This is a genomic window from Actinomycetota bacterium (assembly GCA_030019255.1).
Lineage (GTDB): Bacteria > Actinomycetota > Geothermincolia > Geothermincolales > RBG-13-55-18 > Solincola_A.
The window spans coordinates 57,720-81,748 of record JASEFK010000012.1 but is presented as its reverse complement, the minus strand read 5'-3'; the positions used below and the strand labels follow the sequence as shown (position 1 = coordinate 81,748).

At 62.6% G+C, this 24,029-nt stretch carries 21 protein-coding genes; 20 read left to right on the top strand and 1 reads right to left on the bottom strand.

The features are described 5' to 3' along the window. The first annotated feature begins 471 nt into the window (after positions 1 to 471). The 20 genes from cmk to QME84_10285 all read left to right on the top strand — a co-directional run bounded on the left by cmk (position 472) and on the right by QME84_10285 (position 21,392). A complete protein-coding gene (cmk, locus tag QME84_10380; GenBank protein ID MDI6874671.1) occupies positions 472 to 1,155 on the top strand; it encodes a (d)CMP kinase in 684 nt (227 codons plus the stop codon). Next, entirely contained in the window at positions 1,152 to 2,504 is a 1,353-nt protein-coding gene (locus QME84_10375) for a DUF512 domain-containing protein (GenBank protein ID MDI6874670.1), read from the top strand. The genes cmk and QME84_10375 overlap by 4 nt, the downstream gene beginning before the upstream one ends. Positions 2,505 to 2,571: 67 nt before the next feature. Continuing rightward, a complete protein-coding gene (der, locus tag QME84_10370; GenBank protein MDI6874669.1) occupies positions 2,572 to 3,927 on the top strand; it encodes a ribosome biogenesis GTPase Der in 1,356 nt (451 codons plus the stop codon). Positions 3,928 to 4,168: 241 nt separating this feature from the next. Further along, positions 4,169 to 4,807, top strand: coding sequence for a glycerol-3-phosphate 1-O-acyltransferase PlsY (gene plsY, locus QME84_10365; protein MDI6874668.1), 639 nt, complete (start codon positions 4,169 to 4,171; stop codon positions 4,805 to 4,807). Continuing rightward, the gene (locus QME84_10360) at positions 4,804 to 5,847 is read left to right on the top strand and encodes an NAD(P)H-dependent glycerol-3-phosphate dehydrogenase (GenBank protein ID MDI6874667.1); all 1,044 of its coding nucleotides are present in this window, start codon (positions 4,804 to 4,806) and stop codon (positions 5,845 to 5,847) included. The genes plsY and QME84_10360 overlap by 4 nt, the downstream gene beginning before the upstream one ends. Before the next feature lie 383 nt (positions 5,848 to 6,230). After that, on the top strand, positions 6,231 to 6,938 hold the full coding sequence (locus QME84_10355; protein MDI6874666.1) for a DUF2993 domain-containing protein: 708 nt from the start codon (positions 6,231 to 6,233) through the stop codon (positions 6,936 to 6,938). Between the two features lie 178 nt (positions 6,939 to 7,116). Continuing rightward, the gene (nrdR, locus tag QME84_10350; protein MDI6874665.1) at positions 7,117 to 7,590 is read left to right on the top strand and encodes a transcriptional regulator NrdR; all 474 of its coding nucleotides are present in this window, start codon (positions 7,117 to 7,119) and stop codon (positions 7,588 to 7,590) included. Positions 7,591 to 7,621: 31 nt separating this feature from the next. Continuing rightward, a complete protein-coding gene (gene nrdD, locus QME84_10345) occupies positions 7,622 to 10,444 on the top strand; it encodes an anaerobic ribonucleoside-triphosphate reductase (GenBank protein MDI6874664.1) in 2,823 nt (940 codons plus the stop codon). After that, entirely contained in the window at positions 10,431 to 10,676 is a 246-nt protein-coding gene (locus tag QME84_10340; GenBank protein MDI6874663.1) for a thioredoxin family protein, read from the top strand. Before nrdD ends, QME84_10340 begins: the two co-directional genes overlap by 14 nt. Then, a complete protein-coding gene (locus QME84_10335) occupies positions 10,664 to 11,404 on the top strand; it encodes an anaerobic ribonucleoside-triphosphate reductase activating protein (GenBank protein ID MDI6874662.1) in 741 nt (246 codons plus the stop codon). The genes QME84_10340 and QME84_10335 overlap by 13 nt, the downstream gene beginning before the upstream one ends. A gap of 36 nt (positions 11,405 to 11,440) precedes the next feature. After that, positions 11,441 to 12,073 carry a DUF3786 domain-containing protein gene (locus QME84_10330; protein ID MDI6874661.1) on the top strand — a complete coding sequence of 211 codons (633 nt, stop codon included), beginning with the start codon at positions 11,441 to 11,443 and terminating at the stop codon, positions 12,071 to 12,073. Positions 12,074 to 12,418: 345 nt separating this feature from the next. Continuing rightward, positions 12,419 to 13,000 (top strand): PadR family transcriptional regulator, encoded by a 582-nt coding sequence (locus QME84_10325; GenBank protein MDI6874660.1) that lies wholly within the window; start codon positions 12,419 to 12,421, stop codon positions 12,998 to 13,000. Next, positions 13,001 to 13,660 (top strand): TetR/AcrR family transcriptional regulator, encoded by a 660-nt coding sequence (locus QME84_10320; protein ID MDI6874659.1) that lies wholly within the window; start codon positions 13,001 to 13,003, stop codon positions 13,658 to 13,660. 345 nt (positions 13,661 to 14,005) lie between these two features. Further along, a complete protein-coding gene (locus tag QME84_10315) occupies positions 14,006 to 14,497 on the top strand; it encodes a PaaI family thioesterase (protein ID MDI6874658.1) in 492 nt (163 codons plus the stop codon). Between the two features lie 408 nt (positions 14,498 to 14,905). Then, positions 14,906 to 15,664: a 3-oxoacyl-ACP reductase family protein gene (locus QME84_10310; protein ID MDI6874657.1), complete on the top strand. Its 759-nt coding sequence runs from the start codon at positions 14,906 to 14,908 to the stop codon at positions 15,662 to 15,664. 275 nt (positions 15,665 to 15,939) lie between these two features. Next, positions 15,940 to 17,076, top strand: a complete 1,137-nt coding sequence (locus tag QME84_10305) for an acyl-CoA dehydrogenase family protein (GenBank protein ID MDI6874656.1) — start codon at positions 15,940 to 15,942, stop codon at positions 17,074 to 17,076. A gap of 79 nt (positions 17,077 to 17,155) precedes the next feature. Next, positions 17,156 to 18,829 (top strand): methylmalonyl-CoA mutase family protein, encoded by a 1,674-nt coding sequence (locus QME84_10300; protein ID MDI6874655.1) that lies wholly within the window; start codon positions 17,156 to 17,158, stop codon positions 18,827 to 18,829. A gap of 17 nt (positions 18,830 to 18,846) precedes the next feature. Continuing rightward, positions 18,847 to 19,269 (top strand): cobalamin-dependent protein, encoded by a 423-nt coding sequence (locus QME84_10295; GenBank protein MDI6874654.1) that lies wholly within the window; start codon positions 18,847 to 18,849, stop codon positions 19,267 to 19,269. Positions 19,270 to 19,557: 288 nt separating this feature from the next. After that, positions 19,558 to 20,823: a beta-ketoacyl synthase N-terminal-like domain-containing protein gene (locus tag QME84_10290; protein ID MDI6874653.1), complete on the top strand. Its 1,266-nt coding sequence runs from the start codon at positions 19,558 to 19,560 to the stop codon at positions 20,821 to 20,823. A gap of 152 nt (positions 20,824 to 20,975) precedes the next feature. Further along, positions 20,976 to 21,392: a Zn-ribbon domain-containing OB-fold protein gene (locus tag QME84_10285; GenBank protein ID MDI6874652.1), complete on the top strand. Its 417-nt coding sequence runs from the start codon at positions 20,976 to 20,978 to the stop codon at positions 21,390 to 21,392. 290 nt (positions 21,393 to 21,682) lie between these two features. Here QME84_10285 and QME84_10280 read toward each other — a convergent pair whose 3' ends face one another. Then, positions 21,683 to 23,350, bottom strand: coding sequence for an AMP-binding protein (locus QME84_10280; protein ID MDI6874651.1), 1,668 nt, complete (start codon positions 23,348 to 23,350; stop codon positions 21,683 to 21,685). Between the last annotated feature and the right edge of the window lie 679 nt (positions 23,351 to 24,029).

The window sequence follows — 24,029 nt, the reverse complement described above, 5'->3', positions numbered from 1 at the left end:
TGATTGCTCTCCATAATGTCTATGGATTTGGTGACACAATTTCGTATACGCTACCACAACGTTCGCGCAGAGGGATGCAAGGATCGACAGGGTAGGCGTTATCGACAATCTGCAGGTAACTACGCCAGTCCGTTAAACACCGACTTACCAAGGGATTTCCATTAAGATTCACCGGCTGAACCGCAACTTTCATGGGCGTGGAATGCGCTTTTTAAGGTTGAGGACTTCCACGAGGTCATATGGTCAAGGAATCCCGATACATCACCTACCCGGCGTGGACACGAGGAGATACCTCTATCGAAGCCCCCTCTCCCCGGCGCTCCCACGGCAAGAACCCCGGAGCGGCCTGGGGGTGAGTCGTCCGCTCATCCCGGTTCCTCATGTGTCCTATAATCTTTACCAAGGGAGGATCGAATTTGCGTCATGAGCGGGAACGGGAAAGCATCCCGGGGAAAACGGAGGTTGCTCCAGGTGACCGGCAAAGGCCCCATCATCGCCATAGACGGGCCGGCGGGGGCGGGAAAGAGTACCGTGGCCCGCAGCCTGGCCCGACGGCTTCGCTTGACCTACCTGGACACCGGGGCCATGTACCGTGCCCTCACCCTCAAGGCCTTGCGGGAGCACCATGACCTGGAAGACGGACCGGGCCTGGCGGAGATGGCGAGGGAGATGGAGGTGCGGGGTGAATACCGCCGGGGAATGAGGCCTCCACACCGTTTCTTCCTGGACGGGGAGGACGTGACCTCAGCCATCCGTTCCCGGGAGGTTTCCGCACATGTCTCGGAGGTATCCAGCCACCCCGAGGTGCGTCGTGAGATGGTCAGGAAGCAGAGGGACTGGGCGGTTGAGGGGGGACTGGTGGCGGAGGGCCGGGACGTGGGCACGGTGGTCTTTCCGCAGGCCGATTACAAGTTCTTCATCACCGCCTCCCTCAGGGAGAGGGCACGGCGAAGGTACCGGGAGATGCGCCGCGGGGGATACCAGGTCACCCTGAGGGCGGTGGAGCAGGAGATAGTGAGAAGGGACCACCTGGACAGCACCCGCAAGGTCAATCCCCTGCGCCGGGCCCCCGACGCGGTGGTCATAGACACCACCGGGATGAAGGTCTCCCAGGTGGTGCAGGAGATACTGCGACGCATGGAGATGGGGACATGAGTAGGCGTAGGTGGCGCCCCCCGCGCGTGGTGGAGGTGCGCGGGGGGAGCCCCTGCAGCGGGGAGGTCAGGGAAGGGGACCTTCTGCTGGAGGTGAACGGGCGGCGGCCGCGGGACTTCCTGGACCTCATGCTCTGGGGAGACGGGCCGGTGGTGAAACTCCGCCTGCGGCGCGGGGACAGGGTCCTGGTGGTTAAGATACGCAAGGAGGAAGGCCGTCCCCTGGGGCTGGTCTTCGAGGACCCGGTCTTTGACGGGGTAATCACCTGCCGAAATCGCTGCGTGTTCTGCTTCGTGGACCAGATGCCCCCGGGCCTGCGTCCCTCGCTTTACCTCAAGGATGACGATTACCGCCTCTCCTTCTGGCACGGCAACTTCATCACCCTGAACAACCTGGATGCCGCGGAGGTGAGGCGCATAATCAACCTGCGTCTCTCGCCCCTCTACGTGTCGCTCCATTCCACCGACCCCGACCTGAGGTCCCGGCTCATGGGCAAGGGAGCGGGCCGGGGACTGGAAGTCCTCCGGCTGCTGCTGGAGGCCGAGCTGGAAGTACATCTCCAGGTGGTCTGCTGCCCGGGGATCAACGACGGGTTCGCCCTGCGCCGCACCTTTGAGGAAGTCCTGTACGCGTTCCAGGCTACCTCCCTTGGAGTGGTCCCCGTGGGCCTCACCCGCTTAGCGGGGGAGCGGGCCCCCGGCATCGGGCCTCACGATGCGGGGACGGCGTCCTCCGTCCTGGACCTGGTGGAGGAGTTCCAGGAGAAGGCCCTGGGCCTCCTGGGAAGGCGCCTTTTCCACGCCTCTGACGAGTTTTACCTCCTGGCAGGACGCGACTTCCCGCCGGCGGAGCACTACGAGGGTTTCCCGCAGCTGGAGAACGGGGTAGGGATGGCCAGGAAATTCCTGGAAGAGGCCGCCTCCCTCGCGCGCCGCGGTGGCCCGGAAAGATCAACGAGGCTTCCAGAGAAGGGGCACGTGGGTGGCGACGCGGGTGATGGCGGTGAAAGGCCGGTCGTTCTGACCGGAGAGGCCGGCGAACCCGTTATCCGCAGGGCCCTTTCCGAGGCGGGGGTGGAAGGGGTGGAGCTGGTGGTGGCGAAAAACGGGCTCTTCGGAGGCACGGTAACCGTGAGCTCCCTTCTGGGAGGCAGGGATATCCTGAAGGCGCTGCGGGAAGGAGGCCCCGCCGGCCGGGATGTCCTTGTCCCCGAGAACCTGGTGAGGGAGGGCCGTTTCCTCGACGGGCTCACGGTGGAGGACATTGCCTCCCATACTGGGTACCGCCTTCACCCCCTGCGGGCTAGGGGGGACATCTTTCTCTCCGCTTTTGACTGGCACAGCACTTGAACCCCTTGGATTGTCCTTCGATTGTAAAATGTCCTTGTAGAAGTACAGCGACTGGAAGGGACCGCGAATGGAGGAGAGAAGGAAGGTAATCTCGCCCCTGCCCCTGGTAGCCGTGGTGGGGAGACCCAACGTGGGCAAGTCCACCCTGGTGAACCGCATCGTGGCCCGGGGAGAGGCCATAGTGGAGAGGATGCCCGGGGTGACCAGGGACCGCAATTATTTCACGGCCTCCTGGCGGGGGAGGGATTTCCGCATCGTGGACACGGGAGGTCTGGACCCCGCCGCCGAGGAGGACCTCACCCGGGCCATCGGGCGCCAAGCCATGGCCGCCGTCCGCGAGGCGGACCTGGTGCTCATGCTGGTGGACGCCGTGGAAGGGGTGACCCCCATGGACCAGGAGGTGGCCCAGGAGTTGAGAAAGACCGGGAAACCGGTCATGCTGGTAGCCAACAAGGTGGACAACCAGAGCCGGGAGAGGGAGGTGGTGGAGTGGTACTCCCTCGGGCTGGGGGACCCCTGGCCGGTCTCCGCCATGCACGGCCGCAACGTGGGGGACCTACTGGACGCGGTGGTGGAGGCTCTCCCGAAGGTGTCCCCGGAGGAGGGGGAGGAGGGTTCCGAGACGGTGGTGGCCATCGTGGGCAGGCCCAACGTGGGCAAGTCCACCCTGTTCAACGCCCTGCTGGCCGAAGAACGTTCCATAACCAGCGAGATGCCGGGCACCACCAGGGATGCGGTGGATACCCTCCTGGAAATAGATGGAAAAAGGTACCGCTTCATCGACACCGCTGGCTGGCGGCGGCGCGCCAGGATCAGGGAGAGCGTGGAGTTCTACAGCCTGGTCCGGGTGTGGCGGGCCATAGACCGCTCGCAGGTAGCCCTCCTGGTGGTGGACGCCTCGGAGGGCGTGACCGACCAGGACCAGAAGATAGCCGCCCGTATCAAGGAGGACGGCCGTGCCTGCGTAGTGGTACTCAACAAGTGGGATCTGGTTAAGGGGAGCGGGAAGGCCGTCGAGGTCGTCGAGGATGCCACGGAAAAGCTGCGTTTCATCGACTACGCCCCTTTCCTGAAGGTGAGCGCCCTGAGCGGGGCCGGGCTGGGAAAGGTCCTCCCCGCCGTGGACCGCGTGCGGGCCAACTGGGAGTCCAGGGTACAGACCTCCCGGCTCAACGACCTCCTGCACCGCGTCCTCTCCCAGTCGCCTCCTCCCTCGAGAAAGGGAAAACGATTGCAGTTCTACTACGTTACCCAGGCCCGGAGCGCCCCTCCCCAGTTCGTCTTCTTCGTCAACCGCCCGGACCTGGCCGATCCCGCCTACGAGAGATTCCTGGAGCGCAAGCTGAGGGAGACCTTCGAGCTGGAGGGAACCCCGCTGCGCATCGTCCTGCGACCCCGCCGCCGCCTCCGCGAGGGCACCTGAGCCGTCAACCGCCTGGACCTGGCCCGTGGGGTTGAAACCGGGCCATGCGGAAGGAAGGCAGCGGGCGATGGACACCGCCGGGTTGAAGCGCGCAAGGCGTCCCGTGGGCGACGCATGGTTTCGTCGGTCGCTGGGACCGGAAACGTTGACGGCCCCCGTGTGTTATATTTTTCGTCAAACCAGGCGTTCGAGCGGCCACGCACCGCAATCAGTTTCATAGGAAGGCGAGTAAAGGGGGATCATGGCCTGGAAAGCGTCCTTATGGCTGCTAGGCAGTTATCTCCTGGGCTCCATACCCTTCGGCCTCCTGGTATCCAGGCTGATCTTCAGGAGTGACATCCGTCGCCTGGGATCCGGCAACATCGGGGCCACCAACGTGCTGCGCAATTTCGGGGTGCGGCCCTTCATCGCCGTCACCCTCCTGGACATGGGAAAAGGGGTGGCCGCGGTAGCCATGGGCAGGGCGCTGGGACTGGGACCGGGGCTCTCCCTGCTGGCGGGCCTCCTCTCCATCGTGGGCCATAATTGGAGCCTCTACCTCCGCTTCAAGGGCGGTAAGGGTATAGCCACCAGCGGCGGGGTGATCATCGCCGCCTACCCGTGGCAGGTCACAGTAGCCGTGTTGGGAATCTTCCTGGTCATGGTCCTGGTGAGCAGGATTATGTCCGTGGGTTCCCTCTCCGCGGCTTTGGCCTTCCCCGTCGCCACCGCCGTCCTCCTTCACGGGGACCTTTCCGGGTACTGGCCCCACCTGGCGGTCTCCTGCCTGGCCAGCCTCTTCGCCTTTTACCGTCACCGCGAGAACATCGGCCGGCTGCTGTCGGGAAAGGAGCCCAGGATCTCGCTGCGCCCGAGAAAAACCGGGGAGGAGGGGGCTTGAGGATAACCGTGGTGGGGGCGGGAAGCTGGGGGACGGCCATGGCCGCGCACCTCCACCGTCTCGGGCACCGGGTGACCCTCTGGGCCCGGGAGCGGGAAGTGGCGGAAGGAATCAATCTCTCGGGAAGGAACCCCTATTTCTTGAGCGATGTCCCCTTACCCTCCGGGCTAAGGGCCGAAGGGGATATGGAGTGCGCGCTGGCCGGATGCGAGCTGGCGGTGATGGCCGTACCCTCCCGCTGGACCCGCGAGGTGGCCCGCGAGATGGGACGCTTTCTGCCCGCGGACACGCCGGTCCTCAACCTGGCCAAGGGATTCGACTACCACACGGGAAGCCGTCTTTCGGTGGCCATCTCCGAGGAGCTGGGGAGGACCGCTGGGCGGGGAGTGGCCGTGCTTTCCGGCCCCAACCACGCCGAGGAGGTGGCCAGGCTGGTGCCCAGCGCCACAGTCGTAGCCTCCCGGGAGGGTGACTTGGCCCGCTTCCTGCAGAGGGTTTTCAGTTCCGAGTATTTCCGCGTCTACACCAATCCCGACGTCATCGGGGTGGAGGTGGGCGGAGCCTACAAGAACGTCATCGCCATCGCCGCCGGGGTTCTGGACGGCCTGGGGCTGGGCGACAACACCAAGGCCAGCCTCATCACCAGGGGGCTGGCGGAGATGGCCCGCTTCGGGGCCGCGTTGGGCGCCAATCCCATCACCTTTTCCGGACTCTCGGGAATCGGGGACCTCATCGTCACCTGCATCAGCCGCCATTCCCGCAACCGGGCCTTCGGCGAGAGCCTGGGCCGGGGGGAGCGGGCGGAGGAAGTTCTGTCCGGGACCCGCATGGTGGTGGAGGGGGTGTACACTACCCGCATGGTAACGGAGATGGCCGGAGGACTGGGGGTAGAAACCCCCATCGCCATGGGGGTGAAGGCAGTGATCGAGGGTCGGAGCGAGCCCTCCGAGGTCTTGCACGAGCTGATGACCCGACGGCTGAAAGAAGAGACGGAGGAGAAGCTGTACCGGGATTTCCTCCTCCGCGGGGAGGACGAATGAAGGGCCACAGGGACACTTCAACGCCTATTCCGGGATTTCCACCGCGGGGAGGACGATGATAGCCACCGGTCGTGAACGGGCGGTATCGCTGGGTTTGACTTCTCGATAATCTCTCCTGTGCGGCGAAATAGGTCAACTGATGAAGCCTCTTCTACACCACGCTGCGCAACGGTAAGGCAAGCTTTTCTCGACCCTGCTTTCCTCCGCTAGCTTGAGTATTTATCGATCTTTTTACCGGTCTCTCGATCCATTCCGGGGATCCGCGCTGACTCACCGGCGCCGCTATATATCGTGCACGCCAACACCGGCTTTTGATGTTACCCCGGCAATGTCACCCCCGGCCCTTAAGCTTAACCTGCGGATCTCTCGAGGAGGGAGCTCAGTTGCTGCGGAAGGTTATTCTAGCCCTGGCGATAGCCGGAGCCCTGGTCCTGGGGCTGGAAACGGCGGTGACCTACCTGGCCCAGAGGGGCATGGAGGAAGCCCTGGAAAGGCAGTACGGCCTGCAGGAAAGCCTGCGGGTGAGGATAAACTCCTTCCCCCTCATCGTCAGCCTGGCCAGGAACCGCATACTTGATCTGCGCCTGGAATGGGAGGGCGATATGTGCTTCTCGGCGGGAGACGGCGTCGTGACGGTGCCGTATTCCTGCGAACTTCGTATGTGCGACGTGGAGCTGGACATGCCCGCCGTCCTCAGGGGCAGGTTGGAGTTGAAGTCGGTTTCCCGCCTGCGTTCCACGTTGAGCTTCGAGCTGGCCGACCTCGGTCCCCTACTGGGAAAGACGGCCCCGTTTTCCGAGAGCGACGGCCTGATAACGGTAAAAGACGGAACCGCTAGGGTTAAATATAAAGTTAACGTTATGGGCGGTCAGAACCTCTATTTCCAACCCGTGTCAGCATCAACCGGCACTTCAGAGCATGCCGGCGAGTATGAACCGGTTATCGAGGGTTCGGTAAATACCTTCACGATGGAAGGGTTCCCCATGGAGTTCTACCTGCTCGCGGCCTCGGTGGAAGGGGATCGTCTCGTGATTCGGATAGGGGTCGAAGAATGGGAGGGATACCTAGATGCCTCCATCAGTTCTTCATGATTTGGTCGTTTTTAAAGGCTAAACCGGAAGTTTATACGGGATAGATCATCATTTACTGAAGGATGAGGAAAAAAGTGGAAGAATTTTCCCCAAAACCCTTGACAACTCAATATTTAGTATTTTACATTCTAAATTAACCACAAGATGTAGGATGGAGCTCTGGGGGAGGGGATGCACTATGAAGTGCCCCTATTGCGGATTCCCGGACAGCAAGGTTATCGACTCCCGCGAGTCGGACGGCGGGCAGTCCATACGGAGGCGAAGGCAGTGCAAGAAGTGCGGGAAGAGGTTCACGACCTTTGAGCGATACGAGCAGTTCCCTATGACGGTTATAAAGAGGAACGGCGATCGCGAGCCTTACAGGAGGGAAAAGGTTCTTGCCGGCCTGCGGAAGGCCTTCGAGAAGAGGCCGGTGACCAGCCAGCAGATAGAGGATCTGGCCACCTCCATCGAGGCGGAACTGCGCGAGGAGGGAAAGAGGGAAATACCCTCGAGCGTCATCGGCATGGCCGTGCTGAGGAGGCTGAAGGAGATGGACGAGGTGGCCTACCTGAGGTTCGCCTCGGTGTACAAGGATTTCAAGGACATCAGGGAGTTCCAAAGCGAGCTCGGACAACTGCTGGAGAAGAAGGTGGAGAAGAACCGCCGGTGAAAGCGGTCGGGGACATGGAAGGAGGGAAAAGATGCACGCCGCGGAGGACCGGAAGGATATACCGCCCGTTAACAACATCAGGGTACTGAAGAGGAAAGAGGAGGCGGAGGACGCCACGGACATAGCACTTCTGGTGAGCACTTCCTCCAAGGAGGAGATAAACCTGTGGGACAAGAGCAAGATCGTGAAATCGCTGATCCTGGAGACGGACGCAAGCCCGGAGCTGGCCCAGGAGATAGCCGACCGGGTGGAGGAGAGGATAGTACAGGCCCGTATGAACACCGTCACCACCTCCATCATCCGCGAGCTGGTGGACCTGGAGCTGCTGGAGAGGGGCCTGGGGACCATGCACAAGAAGCATTCCCACCTGGGCCTTCCCATGTACGACGTGGAACAGATAATCACCAGCGCCAACAAGGAGAACAGCAACACCACCCATAACCCGGAGTCCATCAACCTCACCCTGGCGGAGGCCATCCTCAAGGAATTCGCCCTGCGCAAGGTGTTCTCCGAGGACATCGCCAGGGCACACATGGTGGGCGACATCCACCTTCACGACCTGGGCTTCATCATCCGCCCCTATTCCTACCTGGGCGACACCGTGGTCCACTGGAGGGTGAAGGGCTCGCCCCTGGTTTTCACCACCACCATGGAGCAGCTCTACCACCTGCTTCCCGGGGAGACCCGTCCGGAGCCCACGGTGCGGGTTAAATATCCCCGGAACTTGGAGATGCTGGACCGCGGCGGCCAGTGGACGGGCATACGTAGGGTGGTCAAGAAGGACCGCCTGGGAAAGCAGATGATCTTCATCGGCACCTCGGACGGTAAATACTGCGTGGTCACCCACGATCACCCGGTAATCACCGGGGACGAGGTGAAGCCGGCATCCCTGGTGGAGGTGGGGGACACGGTGGAGACTCTGGAAATGCCCGGGGGCCGCCTGGAAGGCCTGGAGGAGATACATGTCTCCCACCTACTGGAGGCCAACTCCACCACCTTCAAGTTCAGGTTCAGCGCCGAGGACCTCCTCCTGGCCCATCGGCGCATGGAGGAGCTGGTTTCCCAGGTGGCGGGAGCGGGCCGCGGCGCGGGAAGGCGCCCCCGCTCGGTCCGCCCCGAAGCCCTTTCCACGGAACACGGTAAGGCCCGGGTGATCATGGTTGAGCCGGTGGAGGTCCTGGACGTCTACATCTATGACGTGACCACGGAGAGCGGGACCCTCATCGCCAACGGGATCTACTCTCACAACTGCGGGGGGCACAGCCTGGATTACATCAAGAAATACGGCCTCTCCCTGCCCAACATCACCAGCACTTCCCGTCCCGCCAGGCATCCCGAGGTACTCATCGGGCATATGGTCAAGATGGCCTCCACTCTGCAGTCCCACTATGCGGGGGCTATCGGGTGGGAGGCGGTGAATATGTTTTTCGCTCCCTACCTGGTGGGCCTGGACTATGGGCGCATAAAACAGCTGGCCCAGATGCTCATCTACGAGTTCAACCAGCTGGCGGGGGCGCGGGGCAGCCAGGTGGTATTCACAGATTTCAACCTCTACTGGAACATTCCCCGCCATTTCCGCGACACTCCGGCCATCGGACCGGGGGGCGAGTACACGGGTAAGACCTACAAGGACTACGAGAAGGAGGCCCAGGCCTTCCTCTGGGCACTCTTCGAGGTCTACCTGGAGGGTGACGCCATGGGTAAGACCTTCGTCTTCCCAAAGCCCCTCCTGCACATCAATGAGGATTTCTTCCGTACCGAAGGCCACGAGGAGTTCCTGGACCTGGCCTGCCGGGTGGCGGCGCGCCAGGGGATAACCTATTTCGTCTTTGACCGGGGGGACGAGATAACCGTCTCCCAGTGCTGCCGCCTCAAGCTGCGGCTAAAGGAGAGGGATCTGCAGGAGACCAAGACCCCGGAGAAGATGCGCTTCACCGCCCTGCAGAACATCACCATCAACCTGCCGCGCATCGCCTACAAGGCCAACGGGTCGGACGAAGTACTCTTCAACGAGCTCCAAAAGGCCATGCATATGGTGGCCAAGGCCCACCTCCAGAAGAGGGATTTCATCGCCTCCCTCCTCAAGCTGGGGGTCAACGGGCCCCTCTCCCTGCTTTGCGACGCCAAGGACGGAGAGCCCTACCTCAGGCTCGATCGCCTGACCTACCTGGCAGGGCTTTTGGGCCTGAACGAGATGGTGCAGTACCACACGGGGATGCAGCTCCACGAGTCCCAGGAAGCCCTGAAGTTCGGCCTCAAGGTGGTGGCCTACATGAACCTGGCCTGCAAGGAGCTTTCCGAGAAGTACGGCATCAACATGGTCCTGGAGGAATCCCCGGCGGAATCCAGCGGTTACCGGCTGGCCAAGCTGGACATGAAATATTACCCGGCCCAGGCCTCCAAGGTTCTAAAGGGCAACCTGAAAACGGGTGAATACTACTATACCAACAGCGTGCACCTGAACGTGGAGGCGGACATCGACTACATCGAGAGGGTGCAGAAGCAGAGCCTCTTCCACCCACTCATCGAGGCCGGGGCCATCTGTCACATCTGGCTGGGTGAGCACGAGCCGGACCCGGAGTCCATCAAGAACTTCGTCATCAAGACCTTCCGGAACACGCAGTCCTCGCAGATAGCCTTCTCCCCGGAGTTCACGGTGTGCAACGACTGCCGACGCACCACCCGGGGGCTGCGGGAGGCCTGCCCGTCGTGCGGCTCCACCAACGTCTACGGCATCACTCGAATCGTGGGTTATTTCTCCAAGATAACCACCTGGAACAAGGGGAAGTTGGGCGAGTTGAGGGACCGGGTCAGGACGGACCTGAAAGGGGGTTTGAAACATGCAACACCTTAAGGTCTTCGTGAAGCAGGACTGCCAGAAGTGCCCGGCGGCCAAGGAAGTGGCCAGCCGCTTCCCGCACACCGAGATTTACGACATCGACCAGGTGGAGGGGCTGGCGGAAGCCGCCTTCTACAGCGTGCTCTGCACGCCCTCCATCGTGGTGGTGGACGAGAACGGCGCCGAGCTCTACGCCTGGCGCTGCACCGTACCCTCGCCGCGCGAGATAGCAGAATGGGTGAACTGAGGGATATGGCCGGGACGGAGATCAGGGGAGTGCTGCCTTCCAGCATGATCGACTGGCCGGGGAAGATCTGTGCCGTGGTCTTTCTGGCCGGGTGCAACTTCCGCTGCCCTTACTGCCACAACCCTGAACTGGTGGAGGAGGCCGGGGGGAAGGAGGCCGTGGCCTGGGAGGACCTGGCTGCCTATCTCGAGGACCGCGCGGGGTGGATAGACGGGGTATGTATCACCGGGGGGGAGCCCACCATTCACGCCGATCTGCCGGCTCTCTGCCGTAGGCTCAAGGCGCTGGGCCTGGAGGTAAAGCTGGACACCAACGGTTCCCGGCCCCGCGTGCTTTACCGCCTGCTGGAGGAGGAGCTGGTGGACTGCGTGGCCATGGACCTGAAGACCTCGCTTGACAGGTATCCGGCCCTCGCCGGCCGCCCGCTGGACGTCCAGGCCATCAGTGAGTCGGCCGGGATAATCGTCTCCTGGGGCGGGGAACACGAATTCCGCTGCACCGTGGTACCGGGCTGGGTGGGATACGCCGAGCTCGAGGAGCTGGCGCGCATGGTGCAGGGAGCACGCCGTCTGGTCCTGCAGCAGTTCCGGCCGGAGCATACCCTCGATCCCGCCTACCAGGCCGTGGAGCCCTATCCCGACGAACTGCTGCTGCGCTGGTCGGAGGAGCTCTCGGTGCTGGTGTCCACCCGGGTAAGAGGCCTGAACGCCATGCGCATGGGAACCTGAGGGCCACCCAGGAGACAAGACGGGAGGAAGCGGGGAGTGTCCGGCGAGGAGAGGAAGGAACAGGATCCCTTCGCCGAGCCCAGCGTTCTGCTGCGGGAAAGCCATGCCGGGGACATAGCGGAAAGGGCGGGAGTTCCCTGGGACGGCAGGGAGTTCAAGGTGAGTTTTTTGCGCTGGAACCTCTACGTATCCCACCCGGAACTCTCCTTCCGGGCCCCGGACTTCCTTAACACCTTCGTCATCAGGCTGCTCACCCTACTTTACCTGGCACACGCCAGGGCCGTGCCCTTGGCCAACCGCTGGGTCCCCTACCGCGAGCTGAAGGACGGTCTTTTCTACACCAAGAGCTTCCAGGATACTGTTGAGGACCGCCTGCTCCGCCGCTTCGCCGAGGACTTGGACGGCCTTCGGGAGGCCGGGCTGGAGCTGGGAGCCAGGCTGGTGGAGCAAGGCGACTTGGGAATGGTCCTCCAGACCTTTCCCCGCCTTCCCCTGCTGTTCATACTCTGGCGCGGAGACGAGGAATTCGAGCCCAGTGCGCGAATACTCTTCGACGCCTCGGCAACCTGCTATTTCAACGCCTTCGAGCTGCGCATGCTCTGCGGGGAAGTGGTCGGGCGGCTCATCAACGTGGCCGACGGCCGGCTCAAGGTGCCTCCCCCGGAATGAACCACCTGCCCGGACGGGTTCGGCCTCGTCCGTCGGTCCTTGGTCGCGGAACGAGAACGAGGGCGTTACCCTCCTCCCGCTCGCCTGTCTTCCTGTTCACCCATCGACCCCCGGTCACGGAGTTTGAATGGTGAGCAATATCGATTTCCCGCCTCGATGGGTCAAACCTCACCCATAAGCCCGGCAGGCAGCCTCCCGAATAGAGCAGGAGCGGTTTGCGCTTTTGGTGACCGGGGTATAAAATAAGGGAGACATTTAATTTAACAGTTTAATAGTTTATAATTAACTAAATGGCCTTCGGAATCTCGGCGCGGAGCCAAGATGCGGCGGGGTGGTGGAAAGGATTTGGTATCACGCATTGAGATTATGGTCTTGGGACTGCTCGCGGAGAGGGAGAGGCACGGCTACGACCTCCTCCGGGAGATGGAGGACCGCGGCTTCCTTCGCTGGTGCCCGGCCAGCAAGGTGGCGGTGTACAAGGTCCTGGCGCGCCTCGAGGAGAGGGGTTACCTCACCTCCTGGATGGAGAGGGAAGGGAACATGCCTGAGAAAAGGGTATACGCCCTGACCGCGGAGGGGGAGGAGAGGCTGCGGGACGCCGTGCACGCCGCATGCTCGGAGGAGGAGCCCCTGCGAATGGATTACGCCGTAGGCGCGGCCTTTCTGGAGCGCCTTTCCCCGGAAGAGGCAGTGGACGCCCTGGAGAGCAGGAGATCCTTTCTGGAAAAAAGCGCCAGAAGGCTGGCGTCCCAGAGGCCGCTGCTCGACGGGGTAGCCTCTCCACTGGAGCTGCTCATCCTGGAACACGAGATAGACCTCTACCGCAGGGAACTGAAGTGGGTCTCCCGGCTGCTGGAGGAGCTGCGCGGAGAGACGGAGGGTCGCCGGCGCCCGGGAAGGGCCCTGGCGGGAAACGGGGGTAGATAGATGTCCGGAAGGGACGAGAAATCCAGGCGCATCCTCGAGGAAGCGGAGAAACTGGCCTTCGAGGTAGGGTACCGGCGCTTCAACATGGACGACCTCTCCCAGCGCCTGCGCATGAGCAAGAAGACCATCTACGAGTCCTTCTCCTCCAAGGACGAACTGTTCACCACCGCCCTGAACCGCCGGGCGGGAAAGATCCTGCGCCGCATGCAGGAGATCCTGGATCTCAAGGAAGACGCCATGACCAAGCTCTACCTCATGAGCAAGCACATAGTGGACGAGGTCTCGCAGATCAAGCCCTGGCTGGTCAAGGAGGTGGAGACCTTTTTCCCCGACGTCTTCGACGTGTACGGCGATTTCTACCGCAAGATCGTAGGCGGGGTAGTGTCCATCATCGAGGAGGGGATGCGGAGCGGGGTTTTCCGTTCCGACATCAATCCCCTGGTGTTCGCCTATCTCATGCAGGGTATGGTGGAACTTTCCAGGAACCCCTACCTCTTGATCGAGAGCGGGCTGGGCCTGGAGGAGGTCTACACCGCCTTCATGAAGATCATCATGGAGGGGATCGTCAGCCACGAGCACCGCACCACTGCTTTGGCATCCGGCGGCGACCGGGCGGAGACGGACGTCAAAAGGAAGAGAGTAAAGGGCGGTTGCGTCTGAGGAAACGTACGTGACGTCGCGGCTTGAGGAAGGTCCCGAAGCGCGCATCGAAGCTGGACATGGAGGACGACAGTTTTATTTTTCGGGAAATATCTTCCAGGTGCAGGGGTTCGATGTGTTCAGAGTGGGGATACCTCTCGGGTGCAGGGGTTCGATGTGCAGCCATGTGACGGTCTTGACAGTCAGGAAGGGGAGGTGGTTGAATGATATAAAACTATAAAACTATATTGCGTTTCTCAGTTTCCTACCCGTTCCGGTTTTTTCTTTCCCGTATGGTTCCGGAAGGGGTAGTGGGGGGCGGTGTTATGAAGGGTATCGAGCAGTTGGAACGCGAGGGTTACTTAAATGCACGAGGAGAAGCAATTGACCGCGGATACCGTTCAGCCTGAGATCAGGGAGATAATCGAATCCGATTCCTACGCCCGGCACCTGGGGGCTCGCGTGGTGGAGATCCGCCCGGGATACGCCAAGGTGGAAATGGAGCTCGGTCCGCAGCACCTGAACTTCATGGGCATGATCCACGGGGGAGTTATATTCGGACTGGCGGACGTGGGCTTCGGGGCGGCGGCCAATTCCTTCGGTTCCAGGGCCATGGCGCTGTCCGTGGGCATTGATTTCCTGGCTGCGCCCCACGTACAAGGGGTAATGACCGCGGAGGTTGAGCTGGTGGCCCGCGCCGGGAAGATGGGCCACTATCGCATGGAGGTCACCGATGCCGGAGGCACGGTGGTGGCCCAGTGCAAGGGCTGGGCCTACCACACCGGCAGACCCCTGGACGCGGAGAAGGAAGGGGACAGTACCGGGAGCGGGAGCGACGGGCAGCAACTCCTACCGTGAAGAGGGGATGCCAAACGGGGCGCTGCTGGTAGAAAAAGGAAGGCTCGAGGATATCGGCGGAAAGGGGGCGCCAAGGGGGGCCTTCAAGGCGAAGCGGCGGTGAAGGCGCTGCGGCCTGACAAGGTTCGACGTCCAGGATAGCGGGTTCCGAGGGACGGGGGAGTCCGGGGAGGCGACTGAGGCTTCGGGCGTTGGTGGGAATGGCGGGATGGGAACGTGGCGGAGGAACGGCGTACCTGGTGGGGGCGAGTAAATCATTGGAATAATCTGGTAATCATTTATGGTCGAAGATAAAACTTCCGGATGTCGACCCGGCCAGGGTGTCTTATCCCGGACCGAACGGGAGTGTGACGCCAGCGGATGGTGGAAAGCGGGGAAGGGCTCAGGAAATCGAAAGGAGGTATGCGCATGACGCTGGAGGGGAAGGTGGCCCTGGTCACCGGTGGTTCAGGGGGGCTGGGAAGGGTGCACTCCATCGTCCTCGCCGAGAAAGGGGCGGATGTAGCCCTGACCTACAACCGCAACGAGGCCAAGGCCCAGGAAGTGGTGCGGGAAATAGAGGCCATGGGCCGGAAGGCCCTGGCCCTCAAGATGGACCTGGCGGATGAGGCCAGCATCAACGAGGGCGTGCGCAAGGTCAAGGAAGAACTCGGCCCGGTGGACATCCTGGTCAACAACGCCGCCGCGGGCATCGTGCGGGCGGTGACCATAGCCGACATGACCAAGGAGGACTGGGACGCGGACGTCGCCGTGAACCTCACCGGCCCCTTCCTGCTCATCAAGGCCGTCTTCCCGGACATGGCCGAACGGGGCTGGGGGAGGATAATAAACGTCTCGTCGGTGACCGGGACCATGGGAGGATTCGGCCAGTGCAGCTACGCCGCCACCAAGGCGGGACTCATCGGGCTCACCAAGACGGTGGCCCTGGAAGGGGCACGCAAGAACATCACCTGTAACGCTGTGGTGCTGGGCGTCTTCGACGCCGGGAGCTTCTACGACGTGGCCGAACCCTTCCGGGAGCGCATCATCAAGCGGGTGGCCATGCGCCGCTCCGGGGATCCCCGCGAGCTCTCGGAGTTCATCGCCTTTCTGGCCTCTGACGAGGCCAGCTACATCACCGGGGAGGCCATCGAGGTCAGCGGAGGCATAAGCCTCTTCACCTTCTGATGGCAGAGGGAAAGGACCGGCCCTGGCCGAGGCTCGCCGGATCGGGAAGGGCGGAGGGTCGGGTGGGCGAAGAAGATGGAGCGGTCCGGGAACGAGGTTTATAGCGAGGGCCGCCAGGCTTCCGAGATTTCCCGGGGACGTGGAGGCCGGGGAAGCGCGGCGGCGGATGCAGCTCATCGCTCATATCCTTCGCCCGTAGCGGAGGGAGCAACCATGAAAGCGGAGTTGGCAGAACGGAGGATGCGGACTCGGATAATGATCACGGGAGGATAAAAATGACCTTTGAACTGACCCCTGAACAGGAAGCGCTGCGCAAGGAGATCCGCCGACTGGCGGAGGAGAAGATAGCCCCCCGGGCGGCGGAAATCGACCGCCGCGGGGAATACCCCTGGGACATCCAGAAGCTACTGGCCGAGCAGGGGCTCCTGGGCTATGCCATCCCCGAGGAATACGGGGGATCCGGGGCCGACCTCCTCTCCTGCTGTATCGTGGGGGAGGAGCTGGCCCGGGTATGCGCCAACTCCTCGCTCATATTCGTGGTCCAGAAGCTGGCTGCCTACCCCATCGTAATCGCCGGTTCCGAGGAGACCAAGAAGAAGTATCTACCCCCGGTGGCCTCGGGAGAGAAGCTGGCTGCCTTCTGCCTCACAGAGCGGGAGGCGGGCTCCGACGCCGGTGCCACCAAGACCCTGGCCCGCCGCGAAGGCGACTACTACATCATCAACGGCCAGAAGTGCTTCATCACCAACGGCGGGCTGGCCGAAATCCATTCCGTTTTCTGCATGACCGACCCGGATAAGGGTTACAAGGGCATAAGCGCCTTCGTGGTGGAGAAAGGCCCTGGGCTTTTCGTGGGTAAGATCGAGGACAAGATGGGCATGCGGGGCTCCCAGACCTCGGAGCTCATTTTCGAGGACTGCCGGGTGCCGGTGGAAAACCGGCTGGGGGAGGAGGGCACCGGCTTCATCACCGCCATGAAGACCCTGGATAACTCCCGGCCCCTGGTGGGGGCCCAGGCTCTGGGCATCGCGCAGGGAGCCCTGGAGCAGGCCATTGCCTGGGCCAAGGAGAGGAAGCAGTTCGGCAAACCCATTGGCATGCTGCAGGGCATAGCCTTCATGCTGGCGGACATGGCCACCGAGGTGGAGGCGGCCCGCCTCCTGGTGTACAAGGCAGCGGCCATGGCCGACCGGGGGGACCCCAAGCTTTCCCTTTACTCGGCCATGTCCAAGATGAAGGCCTCCGATGTGGCCATGCGGGTGACCACCGACACCGTGCAGGTCATGGGAGGGTACGGGTACATGCGCGATCACCCGGCAGAGAGGATGATGCGCGACGCCAAGGTGACCCAGATCTACGAGGGAACCAACCAGGTGCAGCGAGTGGTCATCTCCCGCGCCCTCCTGCGCTGACCGGGAGGGCGGCGATAAGGCGGAAGGGGCAGCGGGCGGGCGCCACAGGCGCCCACGCGGCAGGAAGGGGATGAGGAGGATGTCCGACCTGGAGGAGATCAGAAAAGCTCTCGAGGAATGGAGGAGGAGCAAGGAGGGGTGGCCGGAACGCAGGGAGGTCTTCAAGACCGATGCCGGCATCCCGGTAAAGGATCTCTACACCCCCCTGGATGTGGAGGGCATCGATTACCTGCGGGACATAGGCTTTCCGGGACAGCCGCCCTTCACCCGGGGGGTCTATCCCACTATGTACCGGGGGAGGTTTTGGACCATCCGCATGTTCTCGGGCCACGGAACCCCGGAGGAGACCAACGAGCGCTGGAAGCTGCTGTACAAGGAGGGGGAGACGGGATTCTCCGCCGCCGTTGACTCCCTGACCTTCGCCGGCGTGGACCCCGACCAGGAGGTAGAAGGTGCCGCCCACGAAGTGGGTAAGGAGGGGGTGCCTCTGTATTCCATCCGTGGCGTGGAGGCCATGGTCAAGGACCTTCCCATCGACCGCATGAGTGTGGCCCTGGTAGTGGAGCCCCTGACCTCGGCAGCGGTGACCTCCATGTATTTTAACGTGGCCAAGTCCCGGGGCCTGCGCAAGGAACAGCTGGCCGGCACCACCCAGAACGACATCCTGACCATGACCATCGGCTACATCCCCTGGGGTTCCCTGAAGCCAGCCGACCTCCTGAAGCTGGCCTGCGACCTCATCGAGTACTGCACCCCCATGAAGGAGGCCCCCCGCTGGAACCCCATCAACTTCACTACCTATAACTACCGCGAGGGAGGCATCGACGCCGTGCAGGAGATCGGGATGGGTCTGGCCAACGCCGTGGCCCACATCGAGGAGATGCTGCGCCGAGGGTGGAGGATAGACGATTTCGTGCACCGGCTGGCCTTCCACCTCTCCGCCCACCGCGACTTCTTCGAGGAGATAGCCAAGTACCGGGCGGCGCGCAAGCTGTGGTACCGCCTGATGAAGGAGCGCTACAAGCCGGAGAACCCGGAGGCCTACCGCTTCCGCTTCCACGTGCAGACGGCGGGCTGTTCCCTCACCGCGCGCCAGCCCATGGTGAACATCATCCGCACCGCTTACCAGGCGCTGGAAGCGGTGCTGGGGGGATGCCAGTCCCTGCATACCAACTCCTACGACGAGGCCATCTGCCTCCCCTCCGAGGACGCCGTGCGCCTGGCGGTGCGCACCCAGGAAGTGCTCCAGGAGGAGACCGGGGTGGGCTCGGTCATCGACCCGCTGGCCGGCTCCTACTACGTGGAGGCCCTCACCCGGGAGCTGGAGGAGCGCATCTGGGATTACTTCCTGAAGATCGAGGAGATGGGCGGGGTGGTGGAGGCCCTCAACACCGGTTGGTTGTTCGGCGAGATGAGCAAGGCCTTCAACAAGCGGCGCCGCGACCAGGAGAGCGGGGAGGAGAAGGTTATCGGGGTGAACTGCTACGTCCTGGAGGACGAGGAGCCCACCCCGCCCTTCCGCACCAACCCCCGGGCCGCGGAAATAGAGAAGGAGCGCCTGCGCCGCCTACGCGAGGAGAGGGACAACCGCAGGGTGGCCGCCCTCCTGGACCAGCTGCGCCGGGTCTGCGAGCGGCGCGAGAACGTGCTCCCGGTGGTCAGCGAGCTGACCGCCGCCGGCGCCACCCTGGGGGAGATCACCTCCGTGTATCGGGAGATGTGGGGCATCTGGCAGCTCCCCTTCGTAGCCTGACGGCAAGGGGGTAAGGGATGGAAAAGAAGATACGCGTACTGCTCTTCAAGCCCGGCCTGGACGGCCACTGGCGGGGGATCATGACCGTCTCCAAGGCCCTTTCCGAGGCGGGCATGGAGACCATCTTCTTCGGATTCAAGACCGTGGAAGGGGTGGTGGAGGCGGCCATCCAGGAGGACGTTGACGTCATCGGGTTCTCCTGCCACTCCGGGGCCCACCTGGAATGGGCCCGGGAGCTGGTACGGGAACTGGAGGAGAAGGGAGTGCGTGACGATTTCCTCCTCCTCATCGGTGGGGTCTTCCCGGAACAGGACCACGAGGAGCTCCGCCGCATCGGGATGGACGGGGTCTTCGGCCCGGGCACCAACACCGCGGACATCGTGAGGTTCATCAGGGAAAAACTGGAAAGCCGTGTAGGGGAGGGGGGACCGACTGCTTGAATCGGTACGCTTTGGGCAGCCGGAACCGAGGACCTGCGTCGCGTGATGGTGAAGTACATAAGGTAAATAATGGTAAACAAAGCGGGAAGGGGTTCGAGGGCTTGGGCTCGCGTTGCGGGCGGCCACGAATCGGACGCCGGGACCGCGGACGAGGTGAGACCCATAAAGAAAAGCCGTGAAGACGCGCGGGGGAGGGGAGCGGATGGAGGAAAGCCACGCCCGCGGGGGAGATCCCCCGGTTCCGGGTAAAAGCGGAAAAACCGCGAGCGGAGTAAAGGAGGTCCGGTAATGGCGGGCAAGAGAAAGATCGGCAGGGGAGTGGCCATCGTCGGTGCCGGAATGTCCAACTTCGGGATGTTCCCGGACAAGGACTCCAAGGACCTTTTCGCCGAGGCCTTCCGGGAGTTGCTGGACAGCGTGGACAAGGGGCTCGATCCCCGGGACATCCAGGCCATCTGGATCGGCAACTTCAGCAATGACTTCTTCGTCCACCAGGCCCACTGGGGGCCCATCATCGCCGACCTCACCGGCCTGGCGCCCCGGGCGGTGACCAGGACGGAGGGGGCCTGCGCCTCCAGCACCCTGGCCGTGCGGGACGGCATCATGGCCATCGCCTCCGGCATGTACGACATCGTCCTGGCCGGCGGGGTGGAGGAGATGTCCAAGCGCACCACGGAGGAGGTCACCGAGGGCCTGGCCCTGGCCACCTCTCCTTACGAGGGGGATGCGGGGTTCACCTTCCCTGGGGTCTTCGGGGCCCTGGCCAACGCCTACTTCCACAAGTACGGGGCCAACCGCGAGCACCTCATGAACGTGACCATCAAGAGCCACGAGAACGCCCCCCTCAACCCCAAGGGGCAGTTCAAGCAGACCATCCGTGACCTCATGGAGGCCAGGAAGGAGAAGGCCCGCAAGAAGGGGTTGCCGGTGCCCGACTGGGCGGACGAGAAGGAAGCCCTCTTCGACCCCACCTTCAATCCACCCGTGGCCTGGCCCATGCACCTCTTCGACTGCTGTCCCATAAGCGACGGCGCCAGCTGCGTGCTCCTGGTGGCCGAGGAGCTGGCCAAGAATTTCACCGACGACCCCGTCTACATAGTGGGGTTCGGGCAGGGCAGCGGACGGGGCCTGCACGCCTGCCCCAGCCTGACCTCCTTCGAGGCCAACAAGCAGGCGGCCGCCGAGGCCTACGGGATGTCCGGTCTGAAGCCCTCAGATATCCAGTTCGCCGAGGTCCACGACTGCTTCAGTATCGCCGAGCTAATCCACATCGAAGACCTGGGCTTCTTCGGGGAGGGGGAAGCCTACAAGGCGGTGGCCGAGGGGGAGACCCGCCGCGAGGGCCGCATGCCCATCAACACCTCCGGGGGCCTGAAGTGCAAGGGGCACCCGGTGGGGGCCACCGGGGTGGCCCAGATGTACGAGGTGTGGAAGCAGCTCCGCGGCGAGGCGGGGGAGAGGCAGATCCCGGGAAGAGACCTCCACATAGGCGCCACCCAGAACCTGGGAGGGACCGGTGGGACCTGCACATTCACCATCTTCGAGAGGAGGTAGGTCCGTGAAGACTGCATCTTTTCGCCCTCACCTGGTTCCATCTCGGAATCTCACCCTCAGGGAGTGGTCTCCGGGGCAGATAAGCAGCGGGTCGATATCACGGGGCCTGGTGTCGCCCAGGGATCTCACCGTCATGGAGAGGAGGTAGGGTCATGGAAGAGAGGCCGATCAGCGACATCTCCTACCGCAAGTTCATCGAGGAAGGCAAGCTCATGGGCTCCCGGTGCCGCGCGTGCGGGAAGATATACCATCCACCGCGCCACTTCTGCGAGGAATGCTTCGGTTCGGACATGGAGTGGCAGGAGCTGAAGGGGGAGGGGGAACTCACCACCTTCACCTGCATCTTCGTGGTCCCACCTTACATGGCGCGGGAGGGATACGGCCGGGACAACCCCTACTGCACGGGGGTGGTGACCCTTTCCGAGGGACCGCGAGTGGTGGCCCGCATCGAGGGCGTGGATGCCCGCAAGCCGGAATCCATAAAGATCGGCATGCCTGTCAAGGCCGTCTTCTTGCGCAGCGGAGAGGGGGAAGCCGCTCGCACCTACCTTGCCTTCCGCCCCGCATGAGGGGTCAGACCCTGACAAGGTGACCGGAAAGTGACGGAATGGCGCGAGTACACCCTGTGATCGGCCGATTCCTGGTGATTGCATTAGGATGTTAGGATGATACTGTTCCCGGAGGATGATGCTGTTCCGATTTATACGCCATTAATTCTGTCCCATTTGCGGGAAAGGGATAACCTCCGCTCCCGGTTAACACATGAATGCCGGTTAGAACATGAATAACCCCGTGGTCGGCGGATAGACATGAGTTCGGAAAAGCGCCGATAATATATCTTATGTAAAGTTGATTTAATTTAATCCCCCAGATCCAGCTCTATGGATTGGGCCTGATCTCTTAGTTCCCTGCGCAGGATCTTCCCCGCTGCGCTGGCGGGCAAGGTTTCTACGATAAGAACCTTGCGTATCTTCTTGTACTTGGCCAGCCTCTGGTTGGCGTACTCGAGGAGCTCCTCCTCCGTGGCCTGCCCTCCCGGAACCAGCTCCACGAAGGCGATGGGGACGTCCCCGTAGCGCTCGTGGTACTTCCCAACCACCGCCGACTGGGCCACGGCGGGGTGGGAGTTCAGGACCTCCTCCAGGTCCCTGGGGTAGACGTTGTACCCCTTGTAGATGAGCATGTCCTTCTTGCGGTCCACGATGTACAGGTAGCCGTCCTGGTCGAACTTCCCGATGTCCCCGGTATACAGCCAGCCGTCCCGCAGGACGTTGGCCGTCTCCTCGGGCTTGTTCCAATAGCCCTTCATGACCTGGGGGCCTTTCACGCATATCTCCCCTATCTCCCCCACCGGCATCTCCTTCTCCCCCGTCTCGGGGTCCACGATCTTTATCTCCGTGTCCTGCATGGGAAGTCCCACCGACCCCAGCCGGAAGCCCTCCCGGCTGGGCGGGTTGGCGGCGCACCCCATGGTGCATTCCGAGAGACCGTAGGCCTCGCATACCACCCCGGGTATCTTCTCCTGCATGGTCTCGAGGAGGTGCCTGGGTATGGGAGCGGCGCCGGAGGCCACCAGCTTGATCTCCGAGAGGTCCAGCTCCCGGAAGAGGGGGTTCTCCACCAGCTGCACGAAGAGCTGGGGCGCTCCGCCGAAGACCGTGGCCCGGTACTTGTTGATGGCCTGCAGGTACTCGGTGGGGTCGAAGCGCGGGAAGACCACCAGGGTGTTCCCGCCGATCATCTGCATGGTCAGGTAGCCGATGACCCCCATGGCGTGGAACCAGGGGACCACGATGAGGGAGATCTCCGTCCCCTGCCGGGTGGGATGGTCCTCCTCGCGGTCCCCCTCCAGGCGTTTGACCATGAATTTTCCATCCCGGTAGTCCACGTCCCCGCCGCCGAACCAGTAGGCGTACTGGCAGCAGTTGACCACCGCGTTGTAGTGGGTGATCATCACCCCCTTGGGGGTGCCGGTGGTGCCCCCGGTGTAGGCGATGTGTGCCAGGTCCTCCCGGACATCGAACTCCACCTGGGGTGGCTCTGGGGGATGTTCCGTGAGTAGGGCCGAAAAGTCGATGGTGCCTTCAGGAGTGGGCTGCCTCTGCAGGAGCTTGGCCGGGGCGGATACCGGCGGATAGCAGTCCGCCAGGCTGACCATAATTACCCTCTTGACCGGGCTGCGTGGGATGACCTGTTGCGGAGCCCCGTACAGGAGGTCCAGGCCGATGAAGGTCTCCACCCCGGCGTCGTTGAGCTGGAACTCGATCTCCCGCTCCGCCAGGAGGGGGCTCATGGGCACGAAGATAGCCCCTGCCTTGAGCAGGCCGAAATAGGCGATGGCAAACTGGGGGCAGTTGGGGAGGTGGATGCCCACCCGGTCCCCTTTCTTCACCCCCAGGGAGGCCAGAGCACAGGCGAAGCGGTCGGAGAGGTTGTCCAGCTCCTGGTAGGTTATCTCCATGCCCCCGAAGATGATGGCGTTGCGCCAGGGCCACTGCGCGGCTGCCGAGCGCAGGATCTGGAACACGGGAACCTCCGGGTAGGAAAGGTTTCTGGGCACTCCCTTAGGCCAGCATTTGAAGTTCTTTTCCATGACCTCCCCCTTTCTCCTCTCTCGTGACCCTGCGGCAGGGGTTTGCATCCCCCGACCTGAGATCTCATCGTCCGGTTTACATCGTCCGGTTTACGTCCGGGCTCCGGGCATGCCCCGTTCCTGGTTGCCGGCTCGCCGGAAGTGGATTGCCAGGACCTGTATAATGCGGGCCTCCAAGGCAAACCGCCGTTTGGCAAGGACGGCGCCGGAATGGAACAGGTACGCAGGCTCCCTCCCCTCCCCGGAGTGAGGTTAAACCGTCGACCGGACGTGCTTTCGTACGAAACCACCGCTTTTCCCAGCGGATCCTCGCCTCATAGGAGCGAGGGTCATGCATGTATATGTGGGAGTACCGGTCCCGTGTCGTCGATCCGCCGACCGCCGTGCATCTACCCTTTCTCGTAAACCGCTTCGCGTTTGTGCGTTGTCTATATGTTAACGGAAAAGGGCTCCCCGGACCACCCTTGAAACCGTTGATTTTAATTTTGGTAAGCTATACTACCAAATTTACCATTTACTGGTATATCGCGCCCCTTTTTAATACCATTGGTCGATTCCAAAGACCCTTTCGGTTGCCCGAAAATGGACACAGGACGGAGAGTCCAACGCCCCA

Coding starts and splice junctions, on each gene's coding strand:
- QME84_10375 (MDI6874670.1), top strand. CDS start 1,152: ATGAGTAGGCGTAGGTGGCGCCCCCCGCGCGTGGTGGAGGTGCGCGGG.
- der (MDI6874669.1), top strand. CDS start 2,572: ATGGAGGAGAGAAGGAAGGTAATCTCGCCCCTGCCCCTGGTAGCCGTG.
- plsY (MDI6874668.1), top strand. CDS start 4,169: ATGGCCTGGAAAGCGTCCTTATGGCTGCTAGGCAGTTATCTCCTGGGC.
- nrdR (MDI6874665.1), top strand. CDS start 7,117: ATGAAGTGCCCCTATTGCGGATTCCCGGACAGCAAGGTTATCGACTCC.
- nrdD (MDI6874664.1), top strand. CDS start 7,622: ATGCACGCCGCGGAGGACCGGAAGGATATACCGCCCGTTAACAACATC.
- QME84_10340 (MDI6874663.1), top strand. CDS start 10,431: ATGCAACACCTTAAGGTCTTCGTGAAGCAGGACTGCCAGAAGTGCCCG.
- QME84_10335 (MDI6874662.1), top strand. CDS start 10,664: ATGGGTGAACTGAGGGATATGGCCGGGACGGAGATCAGGGGAGTGCTG.
- QME84_10320 (MDI6874659.1), top strand. CDS start 13,001: ATGTCCGGAAGGGACGAGAAATCCAGGCGCATCCTCGAGGAAGCGGAG.
- QME84_10315 (MDI6874658.1), top strand. CDS start 14,006: ATGCACGAGGAGAAGCAATTGACCGCGGATACCGTTCAGCCTGAGATC.
- QME84_10310 (MDI6874657.1), top strand. CDS start 14,906: ATGACGCTGGAGGGGAAGGTGGCCCTGGTCACCGGTGGTTCAGGGGGG.
- QME84_10305 (MDI6874656.1), top strand. CDS start 15,940: ATGACCTTTGAACTGACCCCTGAACAGGAAGCGCTGCGCAAGGAGATC.
- QME84_10300 (MDI6874655.1), top strand. CDS start 17,156: ATGTCCGACCTGGAGGAGATCAGAAAAGCTCTCGAGGAATGGAGGAGG.
- QME84_10295 (MDI6874654.1), top strand. CDS start 18,847: ATGGAAAAGAAGATACGCGTACTGCTCTTCAAGCCCGGCCTGGACGGC.
- QME84_10290 (MDI6874653.1), top strand. CDS start 19,558: ATGGCGGGCAAGAGAAAGATCGGCAGGGGAGTGGCCATCGTCGGTGCC.
- QME84_10285 (MDI6874652.1), top strand. CDS start 20,976: ATGGAAGAGAGGCCGATCAGCGACATCTCCTACCGCAAGTTCATCGAG.